Consider the following 23627-nt stretch of genomic DNA (forward strand, 5'->3'; position numbering starts at 1 on the left):
AAGCGGATCGATGACCGTTACTGACCAAATCCCTCATCCGACAATGGCAGTCTTTGTAGCTATCGTACTTGAAAGCAGTGATGCAAGCACGCTCTAGTCGTAATCGAATTAATACAGTTGTAGCGTGTAGTCAGCGTCAATGCGGAAGGTGCGCCAAAAAATAAGAGTGGGCAGAAATATCTGTCCACTCTGTGTCTCTTTTAAGTTGAACTAGAGTAAGGGAAAGCTCCCCAGAATAGCTCAGTGGGCAAGCAATTACTTCCCTAGATCTTGAAAGACTGTGCCATCACAAACAGGCCCTGTGAGTGTGCTGAAAGTAACTTTAGTGGCATCACCCGCAGTAGGTTTAACGGATTGGCAAAGAACCGCCAGAGTCGTTGCTTCACCAGTGGTAGCGCCTGTTGTAAAACCAACACCAACACCACCAGTATGAGCTCTCAATGTGGTGGTAAATTTGGGATAAGACGTGTTGGCGACTTGCTTGTCCGTTTGACCAACGATCGCGTAGGTGTAGTTGGTTGTATCGGTTTTGATACCAAGACCCAGCAGGGATACGTCGCTCGAGAAGGTATTCTTCTCAAGATAGTAAGCCTGTTGTGAACGGTTCATGGAGCCGATGTACTGTTTGGATTCTGATTCCTTCGCCTTGTTTGCCTGGTTCAGGAAGGAAGGCAGCGCGATCGCAGACAGAATACCGATAATGATGATAACAACCAGCAGTTCGATCAGGGTGAAGCCTTTCTCTTGCTTCTTCGCGATCAGGTGTTGCAGGAACTTAGCTTGAAAATCAGACTTCATGAGAGGGTCTCCTTAAAGGTGCGGGGTTGGTGGTTCTAACTCCTGAACCTAACGTACCCCCCCAACTCCAGTTTCATATCACCATCGACTATTTTTTTGGGAAAATGAGTTGAGCGGTTGTTTTGATCTGCCTTTAAAGCAAAGATGGCAAGGGCTTTCAGATGGGTTGACGCAGAAGCTGGAGTACTCACGACTAGATATCGTTTGACCATTCATGTAGTGTCCAGAACCCAATTTCTCTAAACCTAGCGTGTTAAAGAACGTGCACGTTTGGTCTCGATCGGGCAGGATGGTTGCTCTGATTAGCGTTGTGCACGATCGCAGCAACTTGGGCAAGATGGAGGGGAGCACTTTTACAAAACGACCTGCAAAATGAGCCTAGAAAGGCTTGTCGCTAACCTGATTGATTTGAGTGAGCTAAATGGACATTCAGCAGTTTGTTGCACATCTGTCTCTGCTTGAGCAAAACTGGCAAAACTCACCGCTAAACTCGCTTGAGCCTCAGTTTCATCGGTTATTGGAGCAAACGGCGTCGTTGACAAGCGCGCCAATGCTGCGCCTGCTCAACGACGCTACCAGCGCTTTAGCGCCGGGAGAAGTTTACTGCGAAGTGGGTTGCCAGCAAGGAATCAATCTGATTGGCGCACTGCTTCATCAACCGCAGTGCATGGCTTATGCCGTTGAAGATGTAACCAGACCTAATTTTAGGCAAGCGAGCATTGATTGCCTGTTCGAGAATCTGACCGCCTTTGGGCTAGAAGAACAGGTGCTTTTTTGCGGTCAATCGTGCGAAGAATTTTTCGCTGAGCTGAGGGAGTTGGGTTCAGACGATCGGATTGGTGTTTATGTTTACTGCGGCGAAACGGATTATCGATCGCAAATGCTGGGGCTGATGCTGGCGCAGTCGTTTCTTGCCGATCAGTCAGTGGTGCTCATCAGTCAGGGGGCGCTAAACACTGTTCGACAGGCAACATGGGATTTTTTAGCGGCTTATCCGCAGGCAAGACTGTTGCATGACCCATTGAATGAGACCCAAAACCAATTGACCGAGGACGATTTGCATCAGCAAGATTGGCTCCTTTTAAGTTGGGATGCCAGCCAGCCTCGCGCTCAAGACGAGTTTGATTGGCAGCACTATCGCGATCGCGTAGTGATTGATGCCCTTTGCCAACTTCTAGTGCAGCAGCCGATCGACCATGAAACCTTACGCAAAGAAGCCGTACAACTCCATCTTGAGGGACAGCTAACGGAAGCAGAACAGCGCTATCGAACGATTCTGGAGTGCGATCAGCAAAATGCTGAGATCTGGTTTAACTTGGGCATGCTTTACCATCTTGCCGAAAACAACGCCGCTGCACTTGAGGCCTTGCAGCAGTCGCTCACACTACAGCCAAAGAATGCTCTGGCATACCATATTAGTGGACTGGTGCTAGAACGAATGGATCGTCTTTCGGAGGCGGTCGCGGCCTATCAGCAGGCGATCGCGCTGGATGCAGCCTATATTGATACGCTCTACCGCTTGGGCAATCTTTTGGTTCAAAACGGGGCCTTTAGCCAGGCAGAAGCACTCTTTCGGCAGGCGATTGCGGTGGCACCCAACGAGTTTACTGGACATCTCAGTTTGGGTGATGCGCTCATGGCACAGCAAAAGCCTGAATCCGCTACCGTCGCCTATCGGCAAGCGTTGATGCTCAAGCAGCGGGATCCTGACATCCTACAGAAAATCGGCGAGGCATATGCTGCCGCCGGAGATTCTGCCAACGCGCATAACTATTTTGCCCATGCGTTTAATCGTGCTGGCAACCCTGAAGCCGCGATCGAGGCATTTCAGTCTTCGCTTGCTCTTGCGGCAGGAACGGTACATGACTATCTCACCCTGGGCGATTGCTACCAGTTGTGTGGACAACTGGTAGCAGCCATTGACTGCATTTACGCTGCCGCAAATCTGGAACCAGACGATCCCTTTTTACAGGTTTTACCACAACTGGTTCTACCGCCGCTTTATCGAAGCGTGGAGGAGATGTCCACGTACTATCAGCGGTTTAAAACGGGTCTCACGATCGCCAAACAGCACGTTGAGTGGGCAGAGGCTCGGCAGGAGACCATTAGCTTCAAAAGTATCCCGATTCTCGGAACGTTTTATCTGGCTTATCAAGCTGTTAACGTTCGGGATTTGCAGGCACTTTATGGTCAACTGCTACAGCGGGCTATGCGTGCGAGTCACCCCAATTGGTTAACCCCTTTAGCCATGCCGCCAATCCCGGAGGGAGGCAAAATCCGGATCGGTTATCTGGCTGATTCAATGGGGACTAATAGTATGTCCCACTGGGCATTGGGATGGTTGCAGCACCATGATCGCAGTCGCTTTGAGATTTATTGCTATAACACAGGGTCTACGAGCAATCGTCGTACAGAGCAATTTAAGGCGTTGAGTGACGTCTATCGCTACATCCCAAACGACCTGCAAGCGCTTGGTCAACAACTGTTAGCCGATAACTTACATATTCTGGTGTTTTTGGCGATCGGGACCCACAAGCCAACGGCAATGACTGCCTGTCTGCGCTTAGCTCCAGTACAGTGCAGCACCTGGGGGCATCCTGTCACATCTGGCATTCCGACGATCGACTATTATCTGTCAGGCGCATTGATCGAGCCAGATAACGCTCAGGAGCACTATACAGAAAGGCTCATTCGGCTACCCAATCTGGGCATTAGCTATCCTCAGCCCATTATTCCGGCACCAACAAAAACTCGTGCTGACTTTGGGATTGACGCCCAGGCTGTGCTCTATATGTCGTGTCAGATGCTGATCAAATATTTGCCTCAGCACGACGGTCTCTTTGCCGCGATCGCCCAACGTGTACCACAGGCAAAATTTGTCTTTATCATCCGGTCAACCGTCACACACCGTTCAAGTCGAAGTTTAGAACATCAGTTTCGGCAGCGTCTACAGCAAGCGTTTGTAGCAGTGGGGTTGGACAGCGACGATTATTGCGTTTTTCTGCCAGGACAAAATTGGGAAGACTACACCAGCTTATTACTGGATGCCGATGTCTTTCTGGATACGCCTGACTTTTCGGGTGGCCACACGACTTTTGACGCGATCGCCTGCAATCTGCCTATTGTTAGTCATGCAGGAGAATTTATGCGGGGTCGCCAGTCGTGCGGCATGCTCACCATGATGGGAATCACTGAAACGATCGCCCAAAATGAAGCAGAGTATGTTGAGATTGCGGTACGCCTTGGCTTGAAGCCAGAATGGAGACAGGCGATCGCACAACAAATGAGCGAACGGCAGCATCGTCTTTTCAATGATACCGACTGCGTGAGGGGTTTGGAGCAGTTTTACCAGCAAGTGGTCGCTACAAAATTAGCGCAACAGCACGTAGGCTCTGCCGCCGCAATGATAAGCGAAACCCAGACTGTCACCGCCACGAAGTTAGTGCTGCACGTCGGCTGTGAGCATTATAACCCTGCAGCGCTACCAGAACCGTTACGCACTCCAGATTGGCGAGAAGTACGGCTAGATATTGATCCAAGCGTGAAGCCAGATCTGATCGGCTCCATGACTGACATGAGTGCCGTTCTGAATGAGTCAGTTGATGCTGTTTATTCCTCTCATAACCTGAAGCACCTTTACGCTCATGAAGTGCCAATTGCACTGGCGGAGTTTTATCGTGTCTTGAAACCAGGTGGCTTTGTGCTGATCACGCTGCCAGATATTCAAGCGGTGGCACAGCACGTGGCGCAAGGCAACTTAGAGGAACCACTTTACGGTTCATCCGTTGGTCCGAGCAGCGCGATCGATATTCTTTATGGTTGGCGGACGGCGATCGCCAATGGAAACCACTCTATGGCTCATCGCACGGCTTTCACAGCCAAGACGTTGTGCCAAAAGCTGGAGCAAACAGGCTTTCATCAGCTTGAAAGTTATACAGACAGACTCAATCTTTGGGCAAAGGGCTACAAGTAGGCCATAGGTAGCTGCCAAAATCCTTTGCTCGACAGTCTCATTATTGAAGCCGAGTCGGCAGCATCTTTAAGGATGTTATTTAGGCACGCAGAAGGGTGAGCAGACAGGGGTTCCCATCCAATCCCGATCGCGCTATACTATCCGTAGTCGTTATGAGTTTGTATAGGCCAATGACCACACCCACGATCGAAAATGTAGTGATTATCGGCTCCGGCCCAGCCGGGTATACAGCCGCTATTTATGCTGCTCGCGCCAACTTAAAGCCTTTTATGTTTGAGGGTTACCAGGCAGGTGGCTTGCCCGGTGGACAGCTCATGACAACCACCGAGGTCGAAAACTTTCCTGGCTTTCCAGAAGGCATCACCGGGCCACAGTTGATGGACCGCATGAAAGCGCAGGCAATCCGCTGGGGCGCAGAATTGGTGACTGAAGACGTCACGTTTGTCGATTTCAGCCAACGCCCGTTTGTGATCCGCTCCGACGAACGAGAAGTGAAAGCACACAGCGTGGTGATTGCCACGGGCGCAACAGCAAAGCGACTCGGATTGCCCTGTGAACAGCAGTTTTGGAGTCGGGGCATCTCTGCCTGCGCGATTTGTGATGGCGCAACACCGATTTTCCGTTCGGCAGAGCTGGCAGTTGTAGGCGGTGGCGACTCCGCAGCAGAAGAATCAATCTACTTGACCAAGTATGGTTCTCATGTGCACATGCTGGTGCGAAGCGAAAAGATGCGTGCCAGTAAAGCGATGCAAGATCGGGTCTTGAACAATCCCAAAATCACGTTGCACTGGAATACCGATATCCTGGACGTTTTTGGCGAAGCAGACCACATGAAGGGCGTCAAAATCAAAGACACGAAGACGGGTGAAGAAAGTGAACTGCACGTTAAAGGCTTGTTCTACGCGATCGGGCACACACCCAACACATCCCTCTTCAAAGGGCAGCTAGACCTCGATGATGTGGGCTATATCGTTACCAAGCACGGGTCCGTCGAAACCAGCGTTGAGGGCGTTTTCACCGCAGGTGATGTGCAAGACCACGAGTTTCGTCAAGCCATCACCGCAGCCGGCACAGGCTGTATGTCTGCGATGCTGGCAGAACGGTGGCTTTCTGCCCATAATCTGATCCAGGAATTTCACCAAACTGACTCTGAAAAACCAGCTGAAGAGCCAGCCGCGAAGAAGACGGAAGCAGAGCAGGAAACGGAATTTAGCGTGGAGCGGACTCGTCATGAAGGCGGCTATGCATTGCGGAAGCTTTACCACGACAGCGATCGCTTGATTGTGGTCAAATATGCGTCACCCCAATGCGGTCCCTGCCACACGCTCAAGCCGATTCTCAATAAGGTTGTGGATGAATTTGATGGCAAAATCCACTACATCGAAATCGACATTGAGCAAGATCCAGAGATTGCTGAAGCTGCTGGCGTAGTAGGCACACCGACGATTCAGTTCTTCAAAGACAAAGATAAAGTGGCAGAAATGAAAGGCGTAAAGCCCAAGAGCCAATATCGGGAGACGATCGCATCCTACCTATAGTGGTCTGTTGGTGTTTCAACTCTGTTGGATTTAGGACATTTTAGCGAACAAAGCCCTTAAGGGCAGGTTTGACCATAAAGCTAGCAACTGGAGCCAAGACGCTGGTCAAACCTGCCCCTACCCAACAGTAAATGTTTAGTTAGAACGCTCTGAATCTCCGTAGAGAGCTTCCAGAAGACTCTCTACAGGGATTCGTTCTATGCGACTGGACGGTAATAACGGGTACAGGTCAACGCTAGTGCAACTTGCTGCGCGGAGAGGTGTAGCAGCACCAGTTCATCTTCCCGCAGCGTTGAGGGTCGATACCACTGCAAGGACAACACCGCGAGGACTTCATCCCGATAGATAATGGGAATCAGTAAATGCGCCTGTACGCCAGACGCCACATAATGCTCGATCGCGGCAAGGTCAGTATCAGCCGGAATATTAACCGCGACCTGAGTGGTCTGGGCGGCGATCGCTTGCTTCACGAGAGGATCGTGCTCTAGCCAGTGCTCTAGCGTGCCATTGGCGCTGTATGTACCTTGAGTCGCTACGAGATGGTTGCCTTCTACCACTTGGAGAACACAGCCGTCTGCCTGAAAGTTTTTGCCAAAGGCAGTCGCGATCGGCGTTAGGCTTTGCTCTAAACTGGTTGACTCTTGAGCCGTGCGCACAATGGCAGACAGTAAAGCCGTTTGCGCTTGCGATCGTCGAAGCTCTTCCGTCCGTTGCTTCAGCAGGTCGTAGGTTTCAGCCGCGCGTTGCACAACCGCTTTCAGTTCACCTGGGTCCCACGGTTTTGTAATGTACTTATAAACCTGTCCAGAATTAATCGCCTCTACCAGATCCTCGACATCAGTGAAGCCTGTGAGGATAATCCGCATGGTGTCCGGAAACTGTGGCACCGTGCGGCTGAGAAATTCAGTGCCTTTCATCTCTGGCATCCGTTGGTCGGAGATGATGACAGCAACTTCGCCTTCAGACTCCAATAGTTCCAGCGCACGCACGCCGCTTTCTGCTTTCAGCACCTGAAAATCTCGCCGAAACGTACGGTAGAGCAAATCAAGATTATCTGGCTCGTCATCCACCACCAGCATTTTTGCCTTCTTGGTTCGATCCAGACCTGCTAGCTGGCGGTTAATGGTATCAAGCTCAGGCATGGCGTAGTCCATAGTTACAGTAAGCTCCTTTGGCAATGCCCGAGGGTAGAGTCTCTAGGGCAGTGCATGATCACAACACAGAAGGACATCAACACAATCAGGCCACCAAGCAGGAACGTTTGACGGTCGATTCAACACTCTAGTAACGAGTATATGGGCTTGCTGAGAATCCTAACCCAGCGAGACTGAATCAAGTTGAACTGTGCTGATGACACAGCTGTGATCTAGTGTTGCCAATTTCGTCGCGTTTCTAACTGATCATCCAAAAAAACGTTGCCCGATCGCACACTATCCAGCAGACAAGCTTGGTCTCAGAAAACCAATCGCACCCATATGGCTAGCTCAAGCGCGATGAGTTCTCCTCAGACGGATCGTTCTGGTTCCACACAAGCCGATCGTAATGCGCGATCGAAATCAGCCCTGCTCCCACCAGCAATGCAGCCGCGATCGCCAAAACCGGAGACAAAACGGGCAAAAACCAACGAGCGCGATCGTTCACAAGCAACAGAGCCGCCTTCATCAAACAATGACATGCATACTACCTCATGTTGCGCTCTGCTCACTGTGTCCAGCGATAGCGAATGGTTCACCCATGCGGGTTTTGCATGCCAAGACCTAGAGATCGATTGCCAAATACCCCTGCAATTGCTGATTACGCTTTACTGTTAAGCGGGTGAGACACTGATTGCGCGCTGCATTGCTGCCGCCACTTGCCTCAAACCCACAGGCAGAGTCGCGGAAGGCGATCCAGGCAAATTCAGCGGTTTCGAGTTTACGCTTGCGGTTGGTCTCTAGGTTTTGCCGAAGCTGCTGGTAAAGCTGGTTCAGTCGTCGATCGGCGGATTGATAGCCACCGACACTTGCGGGACTTCTTCCGGCTAAGTAAGCGTTTAGGTCAGCGGTTCGCTGTTGTGTCACCTGATCCTTACAACCTCCAATGAGCATGGGCTGCATTGAGCCGCCTTCTGCCTCACTGCCATAAAAATCGCATTCAGTATCCCGAAACGTAATCCAGCGCAGTTGAGCATCCGTCAGCTTTTGGCGACGCGTAGCTGAAAGCTTGGGTACTAAGGCTTGATAGGCACGATTTAAGGCGCGATCGGCCTTCTCGTAACCCAGTCCGGCGCAGAAGTTCATCTCTGCCTGGTTCATCTCTGCCTGCGTTTGAGCATCATTGCAATTTGACTTCTGTGCCAGCAATTGGGCGGCGGCTGGGCTAGTGGTGAGAAACGGACTGGCGATCGCAATGCCAGTAAGCGCACCCAAGGCTGTAGATACGAACCGAGTAGACATGAAGCGATCGAGCAACGTTGGCATAAGATTTTGACACAATGGCCTGCAATGGTTTGTAGCTCTAACACACGCCTTCAGCGAATCAGGGATCCATTCTGGAGCGAGCGTGATCCCCGATCGCGTAATTATGATCCCCGATCGCGTAAAGAGATGTGTGCAGGCAGCAATTCTGAATCATTGCGGGTCAAACCTGGTTTTAAATAGTAATTAGAGGTTTCGGCAAATTGGAGGAACCCACGACCAAACGCGGTTACACTCCAATAAGTCTAAGAACCGATGATTTTAGCTGCGATTTGAGTTGAGCCTATGAAGTCTTATCTGGCGGCTGCTGTGCAAATGACTAGCCTGCCCAATCTCCAAAAAAATTTAATCCAGGCAGAGGAATTAATTGACCTGGCCGTACGGCGAGGCGCTGAATTGATCGCCTTGCCAGAAAACTTCTCGTTCTTAGGTGACGAGCAAGAAAAACTGACGCAGGCAGAGGCGATCGCTCGTGAGAGCGAAAAATTCCTGAAAACGATGGCGCAACGCTTTCAAGTGACGCTGTTGGGGGGTGGGTTCCCTGTCCCTGTCGGCAACGGCAAAGTCTACAACACAGCCTTGCTCATCGACCCCAGCGGGGCAGAACTGGCGCGGTACGAAAAAGTACATCTGTTTGATGTCAATGTACCAGATGGCAATACTTATCAGGAATCGGGTACGGTGCTGGCAGGAGTGCGCTTACCGCCTGTTTACCCGTCTAAAGAACTGGGCAATTTAGGGCTCTCCGTTTGCTACGATGTGCGGTTTCCAGAGCTGTATCGCCATCTCGCCCAAATGGGGGCAGAGGTGCTGTTTGTACCAGCAGCGTTTACCGCCTTTACGGGTAAAGATCACTGGCAGGTGTTGCTGCAAGCCCGCGCGATCGAAAATACCTGCTATGTGCTGGCTCCTGCCCAAACAGGACGGCATTACGCCATGCGTCAGACTCACGGACACGCGATGATTATTGACCCCTGGGGGATGGTACTCGCAGATGCAGGCGATGAACCGGGGGTGGCGATCGCAGCGATCGAGCCCTCTCGACTGGAACAAGTGCGCCGTCAGATGCCATCCCTTCAACATCGCGTCTTTATTTAGCGGCGGCGGACGTAGAGCCCTTCCCTGTAGCGGTTCTACGAAAAGAAACTTAACCTTCTTAGAGAGAACCTGTACATTGGAAAGGAACATTTTTCCTTCACCTGATGCTAGGCTCTATCACTTGTTCAACAGCACTGATGCTGTCTCAGCACGCTTCAATTGGGCTATTCAAACCGTTGTTTGCAGCAGCGGTTGAGCCTGCAAACGGCTCTCTAGTTTTGGCTGGAGTACTCTTAAGTCTGGTCGTTATTTTTCTGGCAAGTAAAATCGGCGGAGAGCTTTGTGCTCGCGTTGACCTGCCACCTGTCTTAGGAGAACTGGTAGGTGGCGTCGTAGTAGGCGTTTCGGCGCTGCGTCTGTTGGTGTTTCCAGAAGGGGGAGAAGACGGTAGCCACTCGCTTATTATGCATTTGATGCAGCTAACAGCGAACCTCAGCCCAGAGGCGTTGACGTCTGTCTTTCAAGCGCAGAGCGAGGTGATTTCCGTCCTCTCGGAATTAGGTGTCATTATTCTGCTGTTTGAGATTGGCCTACAGTCCGACTTGAAAGAACTGCTGCGAGTGGGTCCACAGGCAACTGTAGTAGCGGTTGTGGGTGTTGCAGCCCCGTTTGCGATGGGCACGGTTGGGCTCAGTGTGTTTTTTGGCGTTCCAACGGTACCGGCTATTTTTGCAGGCGCAGCGTTGACGGCAACGAGTATTGGTATTACAGCCAAGGTGTTAGCTGAAATGCAGCGCCTGAGCACCCGCGAAGGGCAAATCATTATTGGTGCGGCGGTAATGGATGATGTCTTGGGCATCATCGTTTTGGCTGTCGTTGCCAGCCTTGCGCGCGATGGCACCGTTGAGCCAGCCAATGTGGCTTACCTGATTTTTAGCGCAGGCACCTTTCTAGTCGGCGCCATTTTGATTGGTCGCTTCCTCAGCCCGTTTTTTGTGGCGCTGGTCAATGGCATGCAGACGCGAGGACAATTGCTGCTTACGTCTCTGATTTTTGCCTTTATCCTGGCCTATATTGCGGCGGTCATTCAGCTAGAAGCCATTTTGGGTGCGTTTGCAGCGGGATTGGTGCTGGCAGAAACGGAGAAGCAGCACGAGCTGGAGGAAAAGGTGCTGCCGATCGCCGACATGCTGGTGCCAGTGTTCTTTGTGGTCGTGGGTGCTCGCACCGATTTAAGCGTGTTGAATCCGCTGGTACCGGAAAACCGTGAAGGGCTAATCATCGCGGGCTTTCTGCTGGTGGTTGCCATTTTAGGGAAAGTGGTCACAGGGTTCACCGTGTTTGGGATGCCCGGTATTAATCGGTTGGCGATCGGGGTTGGCATGATTCCCCGTGGCGAAGTGGGGCTAGTCTTTGCTGCCGTTGGCTCGGAGAGCGGCGTGCTGTCCAAACCGTTGGAGGCCGCCGTGATTGTCATGGTCATTTTGACAACCTTTCTCGCGCCGCCACTACTACGGGTGGTTTTCGCCCGCGCCGATCACGCGTCAACAACACTACTGGAAAAGGATTCCAACTCATCTGTAACGTTGAACGCAGGCTTGGTTGATCTGGAAAGCGCTGAGCCGGAATCAAAATAGCTGAGAAATTCCGATCGCGCAATTGATACATCGGTTATATTCTTACAGCAGTTTTGTGTTCCAGAGGCATTCTTTAAGGCAGTTCTCAGTCACGTTTGTCTATTTAACTAGAGGAGCCACTATAACCGATTGGCATGGCGCAAATGGTTATAGCGCTAAGGGACAGACGCAACCATAAAGTACCAGTCAACCACGCATTCTGGTAGGGGCATGGCCGTGTCATGCCCCTATGCTGGATACTACTTGTTTGCAGCCCCTAACCGTCTTCAATGACCCTCTGTGAACAAAAAAAGGTGAACAATCAAGCAGAAAAAGGTGAACAGTCAATGCTCTGTGGGCATGAAACTAAATGCGCACGTTTGCGTCAGGCACCTGTACGCGTCGTTTGGTACTGGCTGAGGGAACGCTATCCTCAGCTTAAAAAACAACCGGATTTTGCCTCTGGTGTGGCGGAGTTGTTGAATTGAAGGCTCCTAAGGCAAGTCAACGATCGATGAGTCAACTTGGAACGGTGCCGCAAGGGAGGAGTCTTATGATCACACTCAATCGCGTTTTTTAGCAGCAGTCAGTGATCACGATCGCTAGTGACTCAATGGCGATCAACGGTTTCTGTAAGCGCACGTGCGATCGAGTCCTGTGTCCAGGCGATCCAGATGTGAGGAGACCTCGCTGTGAAATGTTCCTGGCTGATGTCCAGCTTTTTGAGAAATCGACGAGATACCGTGAAACACTTTCCCCATTTTTTACTGACTGCCACCTCGCTTCTGCTCCTTGCGGCTCCTGCTCACGCATCTCGGCTGGAATCCTGGCGGTTTGATACCAATAGCAATCAGCTCGAATTCACCACAGATGAAGACGTACAGCCCAGGGCGCAGTTGATTTCTGACCCCACACGGTTAGTCATTGACTTACCAGGTATTGTTTTAGGCCGTCCCGCCTCTACACAGTCCTATAGCGGGGCCATTCGTTCGGTGCGTTTGGGGCAGTTCGATCGCGGTGCTGCTCGGCTGGTGGTCGAACTGGCACCTGGCTACACGATCGACCCCAATCAGGTGCGCTTTCGCGGCCTTACGGCTCGTCAGTGGACCGTGCAGTTACCCACACCGCAGCTATTGCCGGCTGATGCAGCCTCCGCGTCACCAGTCGGTGGCGTTTCAGGCAACGGCAATCAGGCAAGCAGCACTCAAATTCAGGGTGTACAGGTGACACCAGATGGTATTTTCGTGCGCACAAACGGCGGCTCGCCTGATTTAGAGGTTCGGCGCAGTAGCGATCGCAGTCAAATCACCGTTGATGTCCAGGGTGCCACCCTTGCCTTGTCGGCCACACGCAATTTGTTGGTCAATCGCCTGGGTGTTAGCCGCATCACGCTCAGCCAACTGCAAGCCTCACCGCCGATTGCCCGCTTGACCCTTAACGTCGATCGCTCCAGCCCTGATTGGCAGGCAACGACTAGTAGTTCGGGTGGGCTTGTGCTGCTGCCATCCGGGAATGTTGCAAGCGGCACTGATAGCCGTCCATCTAGTAGTCCCCCACCCCTATTTCGTCCGGGAGCACTGGCCACGATCGAATCGGTGGCATTAGAAAATAACGATACCCAGCTTGTTATTCGTGCGAACCAACCGTTGAAGTACAGCACAGGATGGGATCGAGCCACTGGAACGTATCGCGTGACCGTTAACTCTGCCCAATTGGCTAAGAACGTTAAAGGCCCTCAACTCGAAGCGTCTAGCCCAGTGCTGAAGCTGCGGCTCCGTCAGGAAACGGCGAATACGGCTGTCATACTGGTCACACCGGCGTCTGGAGTGCTGATTAATGACACTAATCAGCCCAATCAGCAAACCCTGGCACTACAGCTGCAGCGCAGTCGTTTACCGATTGCCTCGCTACCCAATCCGTCCACTGCCAGCATTCCAGTACCTAACGCACCTCGCACTGACCCACTACCGCCCCGATCGACCGCTCCGATACCCGATGTGCCCAGAGCCACGAATGGTCGTCCCGTTGTCATTATTGACCCCGGACATGGCGGCCCCGATCCGGGTGCGATCGGCATTGGCGGGCTACAAGAAAAAGGTATCGTGCTTGATATTGGGCAGAAAGTTGCCGCCATGCTCGAACAGCAGGGCATTCAAGCAATCATCACGCGCCCTGACGATCGCGATTTGGATCTGGAACCGCGCGTCCAGCTAGCAGAACGAGCTAACGCGACAGTCTTTGTCAGCATCCATGCCAACTCCATTAATCTGAGCCGCCAGGATATCAGCGGCCTGGAGACCTACTACTACCAGAGCGGTTTGAATCTGGCTCGCGTCATTCATCAAAGCGTACTGGAAGGCACTGGCATTCAAGACCGAGGCGTGCGATCGGCCCGCTTCTACGTACTTCGCAAAACATCCATGCCCTCAGTGCTGGTTGAAGTGGGTTTTGTGACGGGCAGAGATGACGCAGCCAAACTCTCCGACGCAAACTATCGCAGCCGCATGGCTACCGCGATCGCACGTGGTATCTTGCGGTATCTTGGGCGCAGTTCCTAACCTTGCAGGTTCATACTTTGCAAAAAAGGGGATTTGTGAGAGTTTAGGGCTTAGCAAGAGTGAGTTCTGTTTCTCAGTGGTTTGCTAACGGCTTTGTCTTTAACAAATCACTAACAGCCAAAAACTCGCCCGCTACTAAAGTGTTCGTTTGGCGTAGGAGACGTGTGGAGTGTTGGAAAATCGATTGGACAGCCGTAACACCCGGCAAAATGCAGCACCCATTGGGTTGTTTGATAGTGGTGTGGGCGGTTTAACGGTGCTGCGAGAACTGTATCGCCAGTTGCCCTATGAGTCAGTCATTTACTTTGGCGACACCGCACGGCTGCCTTACGGCACCAAAGCGCCCGCCCAAATCTTGCAGTACGTCCGGGAAATTCTCACCTGGATGGAGCAGCAAGGCACCAAGATGGTGATTATGGCGTGCAATACCAGTTCAGCACTGGCACTGGAAGCCGTTCGCTCTGAGTTCAGCCTGCCTGTTTTAGGGCTAATTTTGCCTGGAGCCAGGGCCGCTGTACAGCAGGGTCGTCGCATTGGAGTGATTGCAACGCCTGCTACCGCTGCTAGCCATGCGTACCGTCATGCCATTTTGGAAGCTGACGGAACCGCTCAGGTTTGGGAGGTGGGCTGTCCTGAATTTGTGCCTCTGATTGAAAGCGATCGACTGCATGACCCATATACAGTGGCGATCGCCCAGTCCTATCTAGAGCCACTGATCCAGCAGCAAATCGATACGCTGGTCTACGGCTGTACCCATTACCCCTACCTTGCGCCCATTCTGCGCCAGCTTTTGCCCACTTCTGTGACACTGGTTGACCCGGCTGTCTCGGTCATCGCGGCTGCGGCTCAAGAGTTAGATCTACTGGCGCTCAAAAACCTCAGACCACCTGTACCAACTCGCTTTTGCGTGAGTGGCTCGCCACGCACATTTAGCCAACTGGCAGCGCCGTGGCTCGGATGTACGCCCATCGTAGAAAACGTCATTCCTGCGCACGCGATGGCTCAGCCAGCTGCTTTGGAGTCAGCGGATTAAGGAGATTGCTGAGAAAGCTACCCTTTGTAGGGGCGCAAAGTCTTTCGCCCCTAAGCTAACCTGATTCACGCGATCGCGTGAGTCGGCTACGCTGTGCAAATAGCAGCAGCAGGTAGACCGTCAACAAATAAACAGCCGCACAAACGAGAACGGCAAGGGCCAGCGGTGCACTAGTCATGAGTCGATAGAACGGCAGGGACGGCAGGTACGATTCGTCAAAGCACAGTTCAACGATCGAGAGCGAACAATACGGATAACTAGGCCAGACAAGCAAACAGCACAGACAATCCAGCAGGTACCAGCACCAGACTCAACCCGTGCTCTACAAACAAAACTCACATTAAAACAGCAGGTTTCAACGTATAAGTCAGGTTGATGGCAAGCCCATACCTTTGACTGAATTGTCTTTGACTAGAGAGTATTAAACGACTACAAAAGTCTTACCCCCTGAGTCAAAGATGAGAACCATCGACACAGCGAAGCTAGAGTATAAGACTGTGATCAAGCTGCGTAAATTGGCACCAATCTCAAGCACATTGAAAGATGCTGTCGTAAAAACTAGTTTCTGAAAGACCTACGATCTAAGCTAACACGATGTTAGGCGCTCTGATCAAACGTTTTTTTCATGAGTGTAATTCCAACTCAACAAGCGTCTAAAGACAATGATGCACCCAGCAGAAATATACAAAAAGGAAGTTTTATGTTCTACAGGCGGATGGCTTAGCTTAAGATAGATGGAGAATAATTAAAGTTTCGTAACCTTATATCGCCTGAGTCGGACATCCATGACTTCAGCTACTTCCCTTTTCTCTCCTGTTGAAGCAGATCTGCAGGTGCTGACAGAGAATCTCAAGAACCTCATCGGGGCACGTCACCCAGTTCTGTATGCTGCCGCAGAACACCTTTTTGGAGCAAAGGGGAAGCGAGTCAGGCCAGCGATCGTCTTTCTTGTTTCGCGTGCCACCATGCTGGATCAAGAAATTACATTGCGCCATCGCAGGCTGGCTGAAATTACTGAAATGATCCATACCGCTAGCCTGGTGCATGATGACGTCGTAGATGAATCTGAACTGCGTCGGGGGGTGCCAACTGTTCACAGCAGCTTTGGCAATCGGATTGCTGTACTGGCAGGCGACTTTCTATTCGCGCAATCATCCTGGTATCTGGCGAATCTAGACAACCTGGAAGTGGTGAAGCTACTGTCCCAAGTCATTATGGATTTGGCAGAAGGCGAAATTCAGCAAGGGTTGAATCGCTTTGCCACAAGCCTATCGATCAACGAATACCTGGAGAAAAGCTATTACAAAACGGCCAGTTTGCTAGCCAATAGTGCCAAAGCGGCTGCCACTTTGAGTGAGACATCCACTGCTTTGGCAGATGATCTGTTTCACTACGGTCGGCACATTGGTCTGGCGTTTCAAATCATTGATGACATTCTGGACTTTACAGGCTCGACAGAAGCCTTAGGTAAGCCTGCCGGGTCAGATTTGAAAAGCGGCAACTTGACCGCACCTGTCCTGTACGCCTTAGAAGAGAAACCCTATCTAGAAGCGCTGATTGAGCGAGAGTTTGCCCAACCAGGAGACCTTGAACAGGCATTAACCTTGATACGGGATAGTCAGGGCATTGAACGATCGCGCGCCTTAGCGACCCATCACACACGCGCCGCGATCGAGCATCTAGCAGATTTACCACCATCTGAGTCTCGGCAGGTCTTAGTGAAATTGGCAGACTACGTTCTAAGTCGACTTTACTAAGTCAGTGCTCAGTAGTTAGTAGTCCGCATAGCTGACCGCTGATGGCTGACTGCTGATCGCTAAAACTCTATGCCAACCCTTGAATGGTGAGCTGATAGGTCATCGTTGACTGGGCACCATTCACCTGCTTAAATGCACCAGAAATGGGAGCAGCATAGCTCGAAAGTGGGCTGGCAACCAGGGCAATGTGTCGATCGGTAACTGCCAGTCCCTGAGTGGGATCGTAACCCCGCCAACCCCCACCGGGTAAGTAGACTTCAGCCCAGGCGTGCAAATGGCGGTCATCACTGTTTGGATCACCTTCCTGGTAACCGCTGACAAAACGAGCCGCCAGCCCGATCGCCCGACAGACTTCCACAAACAGCACCGCAAAATCACGACAGGTTCCCGATCGCGTTGTCCAGGTCACACCCGCTGGCAGCGGATCGCCTGTTTCACGAATCATGTATTGGCAGCCCGCATAAATACGCTGATTCAGTTCACCCAGAAAGCGAATGGTATTGCCCTCTACCGCTTGAGCAATCGCTTGTGCAAGCTGCAGTGCGATCGGGTCAACGCCCGTCGCGTAGGGCACCTGTTGACCACCGAGATAAGGCTGTAGCTGTAAGAGTAGTGACGAAGGGTAATCGATCGGCAATTGCGTTGCCCACGCTTCTGGCACATAGTCAAAGGGATTTGTGTGGTGCGTTTCCACTTGCGACAATACTTGAACCGTCAGAGCCTCCGTTTGATCCGGTTCAAACCAAAGTTTGACCAGCGTATTGCCATCCAAATCAGTCACCACCGCTTCCTGTAATGGTGTCGGCGTGACCAACATGGAGACCGATCGCAACGTCTGCCACCCATCACTCCGAGGTCGCAAGCGCACCACATGAGGCAGCAAGCTCACGGGTTGGCTGTAGGCGTAGTGGGTTGTGTGGCTAATTTGGTAAAGCAATTGTGGGAGTGTTGTTGGTTTGTTGTTAGCAAAAGGCAGAAGGCAGCGGGGGAGGGAGGGGAAGCAGGGGAGGCAATTCAAAACTCAAAACTTTCAGCCCTCAGCCCTCTCTTCCAACTCAAAACTCAAAACTTTCCCACCCCTCACCCCTCACTCCTCTCACCCCACCGCCTTTAGTGCGATAAACGTTTCAAAAATTTTCACGCCGACATCGTTCATGCGAATCTGCAAGTCATCCAGCGTTTCGTGTAAGCCCGCTTCGATAATGTCGTCGATCGTAAGGTAGTCAAGGTCAGAACGCAGTCGCCCCAGAGTGCGCTCAACGGGAGTGCGCCAAGTGCCGATGGGTGTGCCTGTAATTTGGTGAAGCGATCGCTCTGCTTGCAGCAGACAAAACCGCACCGATCGTGGGAAGTCTCGCTCTAAAATCAAAAATTCGGCAATCGAATTGGGCGAAAGGCGATGTAAGCCTTGCTTGCGGTACATTTCGTAAGCGCTAGCAGATTTTAACAACGCCATCCACTGTAGCTCGTCCAGCGTACTGCCAACATCTTTAATAGACGGCAGCAAGATGAAATATTTAACGTCGAGAATCCGTGCTGTTTTGTCGGCTCGTTCAAGAAACCTGCCAATTTGCCCAAAATGCCAGCCTTCGTTATGCGTCATCGTGGCATTCATCACGCCGATAAACTGATGGCTCGACAGTTTGACTTCCTCAAAAAAGTGCAGAACGGCAGAAAGATCCTGGAGCGATCGCGTCTGTGCCACTTCAGTCACCATCAGGTAAAACGAATTCACCTGATGCCACATCTCTGAGGAAATAATCTCCCGTACCGATCGCGCATTTTCGCGCGCGCTACGTAGGCAAGACACGATCGAGTTCGGATAATCCGGGTCAAAGGCCAGAAACTGAATGACTTTTTCGGCGGTCGCTTCGCCATAACGCTCTTGAAAGAGCGGCAAATCGCCCGTGGTCATGATGATCGGTTCCCACTGCTGAGTGGTGCCAGCAGGCGAATCGAGCAGCAGGTTCAAGTTCACTTCGACAAAACGAGCCACATTCTCTGCCCGCTCGACATAGCGATTGAGCCAGTAAATTGAATCAGCAACACGACTTAGCATGGGAAGAAGAAGTTTTAAATTTTGAGTTTTGAGTTATGAGTTTTAAGACTTGAGTTAAATACAGGTTCAAGCTTTGAGCAACGGGTCTTTGAGTGATCGATCTTTGAGCGAGGATCAACTCAGAACTCGTCAATCAAAACTCAAACCTTATTCACAGACAACCCACGTATCTTTACTGCCGCCACCTTGCGAGGAATTGACAACCAAAGAATCTTTGCGCAGCGCGACACGAGTTAAGCCACCTGGACTAACGTAGATTTTTTTGCCGTAAAGAATATAGGGGCGCAGATCGACGTGACGACCTTCAAAGTGATCATCAACCAGGGTTGGCACTCGCGATAAAGAGAGCGTTGGTTGAGCGATATAGTTGCGTGGCGATGCCTGAATCCGTCCGGCAAAATCTTCGCGCTCGGCTGATGTGGCGATCGGGCCAATCAACATCCCGTATCCGCCGGACTCATCTGCCGCTTTCACGACCAATTTGTCTAGATTTGCCAGTACATGCTGCTGCTGCTGCTGTTCCCAGCAAAGATAGGTTGGCACGTTTGCCAAAATAGGCTCCTCGTTGAGATAGTAGCGAATCATTGCTGGCACGTAGGAGTAGATCACTTTATCGTCCGCTACGCCAGTACCCAGAGCATTTGCTAAAGCGACCTTGCCCGCCCGATAAACATCCATGAGACCAGGAATGCCCAAGAGTGAATCAGGACGGAAAGCTTTGGGATCAATAAAAATATCGTCAATACGCCGATACACCACATCAACGCGCTTTAAGCCTTTGGTCGTCCGCATTTGCAGATACCCATCTGCCACAATCAGGTCGCGGCCTTCGACGAGCTCTACGCCCATCTGCTGCGCTAAGAAGGAATGCTCAAAGTAGGCAGAGTTGTAGATGCCAGGAGTCAACACAACAACCGTTGGATCGGTCAGGTGCGGTGGTGCGAGGTTGAGCAGCGTTTCTAGCAGATGACTGGGGTATTCTTCCACCGGCTGAATCTGCATCGTGTTAAAAACAAGCGGAAACGTGCTCTTCATCACGCGCCGATTTTCGAGGACGTACGAAACACCCGACGGGCAGCGCAGATTGTCTTCGAGGACGAACCATTGCCCATCACGATCGCGCACTAAATCTGTTCCCGTAATGTGACACCAGATGCCACCAGGTGGTTTGAGCCCCATGCACGGCTTCAAAAAGCCACTGGCAGAATAGATAATTTCAGACGGGATAATGCCATCTCGCAGAATTTTCTGCTCATTGTAGATATCGGCCAGAAACAAGTTAAGCGCGTAAATTCGTTGCTCCAAGCCTTTTTCCAGCGTTGCCCACTCGTTCGCCGAAACAATGCGAGGAATCAGGTCGAAGGGAATGATGCGCTCTGTCCCCTGATTGTCGCTGTAGACGTTAAACGTCACGCCCATTTTAAAGAGCGCGATCTGCGCTGCTTGCTGTCGCCGCTGCACCTCTTCAGGCGAGAGCGAATTGATGCGATCGATCAACGGCATCGCGTCAGGACGAGGCTCCCCTTTGGCTGCGAAGAGTTCGTCATAGAAATTCCCTGGCTCGTAGTCGTCGAATTGCACAGCGCTAGATCCAATGTATACACCCTCATGAATAGAGGGGACAGTAACCGCAAACAGTAGCTTCTGATACTTTTTCGCGCGCCGATGCGACTTTGAGAAGAAAAGTAAAGTCGATTTTCCACGCTGAGTGCCAGGGAGTGTGGGCAGTTGAGGTGAAAATGACCTTGGCAAATGCAGCCAAAAGCTTTTGTACTGCGATCGCGTTTACAACCTTATCGGCTTCCGGGGAGTCCAACTCAGAACAGCCTCAATTCAATTCGTAGATTCGTCCTGAACGTTGACAAATCTTCTGTAACAGGTAAAAGAACCTACACGAACTAAACGTTTATGTGCCTTTATCCTCCTGCTCTGCTGTCAGGCTTGCTGCTAGTGCTGCTAGTAGCTGAATTGAGAGATGCCAAGGCGATCGCTCATCAAACCCTGCGATCGGATCATCAATCTACTGCTGTTGCCCAGCTAGCGGATGCAACCGTACAAACCTTTCACCGTGGCAGTGGTCGCCATCAGCTTTTTTGGGAAGCGACGCTCTCTCAAGGTTAACAATGCTGGCGCGTGAGCAGTGTACTGTCCGCCAAGTGCGTGTTGAGAGACTGTAGCTGTTCCGCAAGGCTATTGTGCTGGCTCAATCATTCATGAAAGTGTGATCAGAATCGTTGCCGTTATCGTGCTATGCCTACATGCTGAGATACAGCAACACCAGTAAATCGGCTTTTTAGGGCTAATTCCGCTGTATTCCTGTTGTTTGCACTGATTAGGCTATATAAAGACTGTATAGACCAGCACGCTCAGTTAAGATAACAACATTCGAAGAATGACCCGCTGTTGCTCACTCTGCGATCGTGCTTTGAGTCATTCGCTACCTGGTAAGCGTTACTTTTACTCAAGCGCATCTCAGCACATCCAAACCTTAGTAAGGAGGAGAGAAATTCTAGAACGGCAACCCCACGGTTCTAGCGCATCAGCTTGAAGTTGTTTTAATTGGGAATTATAGGATGGTCAGAGACCCAGTAGCTGAGATAAACAGTTTAATGGTCACAATGGCAGAATAGTCTCATTTAAGCGTCATTGCTCTGTAAGATTTAGGTGTCTCAGCAGGCAATCTGTAGCAAGGTGATCGTCGTATCATCAATTTTCTGTAACGATTCCATTGGGTTAGTTTTGTGGACATGATTAAAGACCTCGATCTGATCAAACGTCTCGGTCCTAGTGCCATGGATCAGATCATGCTCTACCTGGCATTTAGCGCCATGCGCACCAGTGGGCATCGGCATGGAGCTTTTTTGGATGCGGCTGCGACGGCTGCCAAATGTGCCATTTACATGACCTATTTGGAGCAAGATCAGAACCTCCGCATGACGGGCCACTTGCATCATATCGAGCCAAAGCGCGTTAAAGCCATTGTGGAAGAAGTCAGGCAAGCGCTTACAGAAGGCAAATTGCTCAAAATGCTGGGTTCTCAAGAACCACGCTACCTCATTCAGTTCCCCTACGTTTGGCTAGAACAGTATCCCTGGCAACCGGGGCGATCGCGCATTGCTAGCACCAGCTTCACGTCCGAAGAAAAGCGCCAAATTGAGCAAAAGCTTCCACCAGGAGATTTGCCCGATGCTCAGTTGATCAACTCCTTTCAGTTTTCCGATCTCATTGAGTTCCTCCACGCTCGTTCTCAAGAGTATGTGCCAGAAGACCAGCAGATGCTGATCAGCGAAGCGCTTGCAGAACACATTAAGCGACGGTTACTTTACTCTGGCACCGTCACCCGGCTAGATTCTCCGTGGGGCATGCCGTTCTATGCCTTGACACGGGCATCCTATTCGCCTGCAGATGAAGAAGAGCGAACGTTTATCATGGTGGAAGACACTGCCAGATATTTCCGCCTAATGAATGCCTGGGCGAAGCGGCAGTCTAAAGCCATGCGCGTGCTTGAAGAACTCGATATTCCAGCCGATCGCACCGAAGAAGCGCTGGATGAGTTAGACAAAGTTATCCGACAGTGGGCAGACAAGTACCACCAGGCGGGCGGCGAACCATTTGTGATGCAAATGGCGATCGGGATTAGAGAAGAACAAGAGTAGGCAAGAGGGCACAGGGACGGCAGGGGAAGTTCCTTATCCCTCATCCCTTACGCGCAGTACGCCTAATCCCGGTTGCTCGTCTGGTCTTAACCGCCCATTTTGAAAGCTGGCGCCTAAAAACGGAGCATCCAGAAGATTCAAATGGCTGTCTAAGTCTAGATAGTCGGCAAGGGGCGAAAGGTGAGCAAACGCCGTATTGAGCAACGGGCTGTCAGAGTAGCAGCCAAACATGATCTTTAAACCACAGGCGCGCGCAGTATGGATCATGCGCCATGCCTCGGTTAAGCCACCCGCTTTCATCAGTTTGATATTGATACCATGCACCCGGTCTGCTAATGGCGGAATGTCATAACTGGTGAAACAGCTTTCGTCCACAAAGATGGGGAGGGGCGATTCTCGGTAGAGCGCTGGCAAGTCACCTTCCTGGCCTTTAGCAAGGGGTTGCTCGATATAAGTGATACCTTGCTCCGCTAGCCAGTAAGACATTTTCAATGCTTCCTCCAGGCTCCAGCCACCGTTAGCATCGACGCTGATTTGGTCGATATGAGGCGCAACGGTTTGTACCGCTAACAGCATGGCCTGGTCTGCCTCAATCCCTGCTGGGCCACCCAGTTTGATCTTGAGTGCCCGAATGGTGGGCACTTGTTCTAACCAGGCTTTAAGGCGCTGCTGGGCCACCTCAGGTGGATTAATGCCGATCGTAATCGAGGTCGGAGCAATGCGATCGCGATCCAAGCCCCAAAGCTGCCACAACGGTTGCTTTGCCCACTTGCCAATCCAATCATGCAAGGCAATATCCAACGCGGCGCGTGCGCCAGACGGTAACCCCGCGTCTAGCATAAGCCGCTCAATACGCTGACATTCAAAGGGACTGAGGGCTTTCAGTAATGGAGCGATTTTTTGCAACGATCGCGCAATCGCCTCGGTTGTTTGGGAGTGTTCGCCGATCGAAAACGGTGAGGCTTCTCCCCAACCCTCGACGCCTTCATGCTCGATCGTGACCCAAACATTCGTTGTCCGAGCCGTCGTGCCACGACTAATAGTGAGCGGAAACCGTTTGTGAACTGTGAAAAGTTGAACACGCAGCTGCATAGAGCAATCCTGTTTGGTTAAACGTTAGACCGTTTGTAGGGAGGTTACCTGTA

General features: G+C 51.5%; 18 protein-coding genes. 9 read left to right on the forward strand and 9 right to left on the reverse strand.

From position 1 onward, the window contains the following. Positions 1-255: 255 nt before the first annotated feature. Positions 256-798, reverse strand: coding sequence for a type IV pilin-like G/H family protein (locus C7B82_RS22755; RefSeq protein ID WP_106258846.1), 543 nt, complete (start codon positions 796-798; stop codon positions 256-258). Between the two features lie 421 nt (positions 799-1219). On the opposite strand from C7B82_RS22755, the gene C7B82_RS22760 reads away from it, so the two are divergent. After that, entirely contained in the window at positions 1220-4771 is a 3552-nt protein-coding gene (locus C7B82_RS22760) for an O-linked N-acetylglucosamine transferase family protein (protein ID WP_106258848.1), read from the forward strand. Between the two features lie 152 nt (positions 4772-4923). Next, complete coding sequence (gene trxB, locus C7B82_RS22765; RefSeq protein ID WP_245940051.1) at positions 4924-6309, forward strand: thioredoxin-disulfide reductase; 1386 nt, start codon at positions 4924-4926, stop codon at positions 6307-6309. A gap of 197 nt (positions 6310-6506) precedes the next feature. On the opposite strand, the gene C7B82_RS22770 is transcribed toward trxB, so the two are convergent. The 3 genes from C7B82_RS22770 to C7B82_RS22780 form a co-directional block, all read right to left on the reverse strand. Next, the gene (locus tag C7B82_RS22770) at positions 6507-7451 is read right to left on the reverse strand and encodes a response regulator (protein ID WP_245940052.1); all 945 of its coding nucleotides are present in this window, start codon (positions 7449-7451) and stop codon (positions 6507-6509) included. A 337-nt stretch (positions 7452-7788) separates the two neighbouring features. Next, positions 7789-7971, reverse strand: a complete 183-nt coding sequence (locus C7B82_RS22775; protein ID WP_106258852.1) for a hypothetical protein — start codon at positions 7969-7971, stop codon at positions 7789-7791. Between the two features lie 95 nt (positions 7972-8066). Beyond that, complete coding sequence (locus C7B82_RS22780; RefSeq protein WP_106258854.1) at positions 8067-8768, reverse strand: lysozyme inhibitor LprI family protein; 702 nt, start codon at positions 8766-8768, stop codon at positions 8067-8069. A gap of 282 nt (positions 8769-9050) precedes the next feature. On the opposite strand from C7B82_RS22780, the gene C7B82_RS22785 reads away from it, so the two are divergent. The 4 genes from C7B82_RS22785 to murI all read left to right on the forward strand — a co-directional run bounded on the left by C7B82_RS22785 (position 9051) and on the right by murI (position 15010). Then, positions 9051-9863, forward strand: coding sequence for a carbon-nitrogen hydrolase family protein (locus tag C7B82_RS22785; RefSeq protein WP_106258855.1), 813 nt, complete (start codon positions 9051-9053; stop codon positions 9861-9863). 137 nt (positions 9864-10000) lie between these two features. Beyond that, a complete protein-coding gene (locus C7B82_RS22790; protein WP_106258856.1) occupies positions 10001-11440 on the forward strand; it encodes a cation:proton antiporter in 1440 nt (479 codons plus the stop codon). A gap of 671 nt (positions 11441-12111) precedes the next feature. Next, positions 12112-13977, forward strand: coding sequence for an N-acetylmuramoyl-L-alanine amidase (locus C7B82_RS22800; protein WP_245940053.1), 1866 nt, complete (start codon positions 12112-12114; stop codon positions 13975-13977). Positions 13978-14149: 172 nt separating this feature from the next. Beyond that, a complete protein-coding gene (murI, locus tag C7B82_RS22805) occupies positions 14150-15010 on the forward strand; it encodes a glutamate racemase (protein ID WP_245940054.1) in 861 nt (286 codons plus the stop codon). Between the two features lie 55 nt (positions 15011-15065). Here the strand turns inward: murI and C7B82_RS34390 are convergent, their stop codons facing one another. After that, the gene (locus C7B82_RS34390) at positions 15066-15188 is read right to left on the reverse strand and encodes a hypothetical protein (RefSeq protein ID WP_281259032.1); all 123 of its coding nucleotides are present in this window, start codon (positions 15186-15188) and stop codon (positions 15066-15068) included. 607 nt (positions 15189-15795) lie between these two features. On the opposite strand from C7B82_RS34390, the gene sds reads away from it, so the two are divergent. After that, positions 15796-16767 carry a solanesyl diphosphate synthase gene (gene sds, locus C7B82_RS22810; RefSeq protein WP_106258862.1) on the forward strand — a complete coding sequence of 324 codons (972 nt, stop codon included), beginning with the start codon at positions 15796-15798 and terminating at the stop codon, positions 16765-16767. A 67-nt stretch (positions 16768-16834) separates the two neighbouring features. Here sds and C7B82_RS22815 read toward each other — a convergent pair whose 3' ends face one another. From C7B82_RS22815 to C7B82_RS22825, 3 genes are all read right to left on the reverse strand, one after another. Beyond that, positions 16835-17704 (reverse strand): transglutaminase family protein, encoded by an 870-nt coding sequence (locus C7B82_RS22815; RefSeq protein ID WP_106258864.1) that lies wholly within the window; start codon positions 17702-17704, stop codon positions 16835-16837. 159 nt (positions 17705-17863) lie between these two features. Further along, complete coding sequence (locus C7B82_RS22820) at positions 17864-18826, reverse strand: alpha-E domain-containing protein (RefSeq protein ID WP_106258865.1); 963 nt, start codon at positions 18824-18826, stop codon at positions 17864-17866. A 147-nt stretch (positions 18827-18973) separates the two neighbouring features. Further along, positions 18974-20407 (reverse strand): circularly permuted type 2 ATP-grasp protein, encoded by a 1434-nt coding sequence (locus C7B82_RS22825; protein WP_106258867.1) that lies wholly within the window; start codon positions 20405-20407, stop codon positions 18974-18976. A gap of 327 nt (positions 20408-20734) precedes the next feature. Here C7B82_RS22825 and C7B82_RS22830 point away from each other — a divergent pair, with 327 nt between their 5' ends. Continuing rightward, positions 20735-20947, forward strand: coding sequence for a hypothetical protein (locus C7B82_RS22830; RefSeq protein ID WP_106258868.1), 213 nt, complete (start codon positions 20735-20737; stop codon positions 20945-20947). Between the two features lie 626 nt (positions 20948-21573). Continuing rightward, entirely contained in the window at positions 21574-22482 is a 909-nt protein-coding gene (gene hetR, locus C7B82_RS22835; protein ID WP_106258870.1) for a heterocyst differentiation master regulator HetR, read from the forward strand. Between the two features lie 33 nt (positions 22483-22515). Here the strand turns inward: hetR and C7B82_RS22840 are convergent, their stop codons facing one another. Further along, the gene (locus tag C7B82_RS22840) at positions 22516-23574 is read right to left on the reverse strand and encodes a dipeptide epimerase (protein ID WP_106258872.1); all 1059 of its coding nucleotides are present in this window, start codon (positions 23572-23574) and stop codon (positions 22516-22518) included. Positions 23575-23627: the final 53 nt, after the last annotated feature.

This window comes from Stenomitos frigidus ULC18, from assembly GCF_003003795.1.
Taxonomy (GTDB): domain Bacteria; phylum Cyanobacteriota; class Cyanobacteriia; order Leptolyngbyales; family Leptolyngbyaceae; genus Stenomitos; species Stenomitos frigidus_A.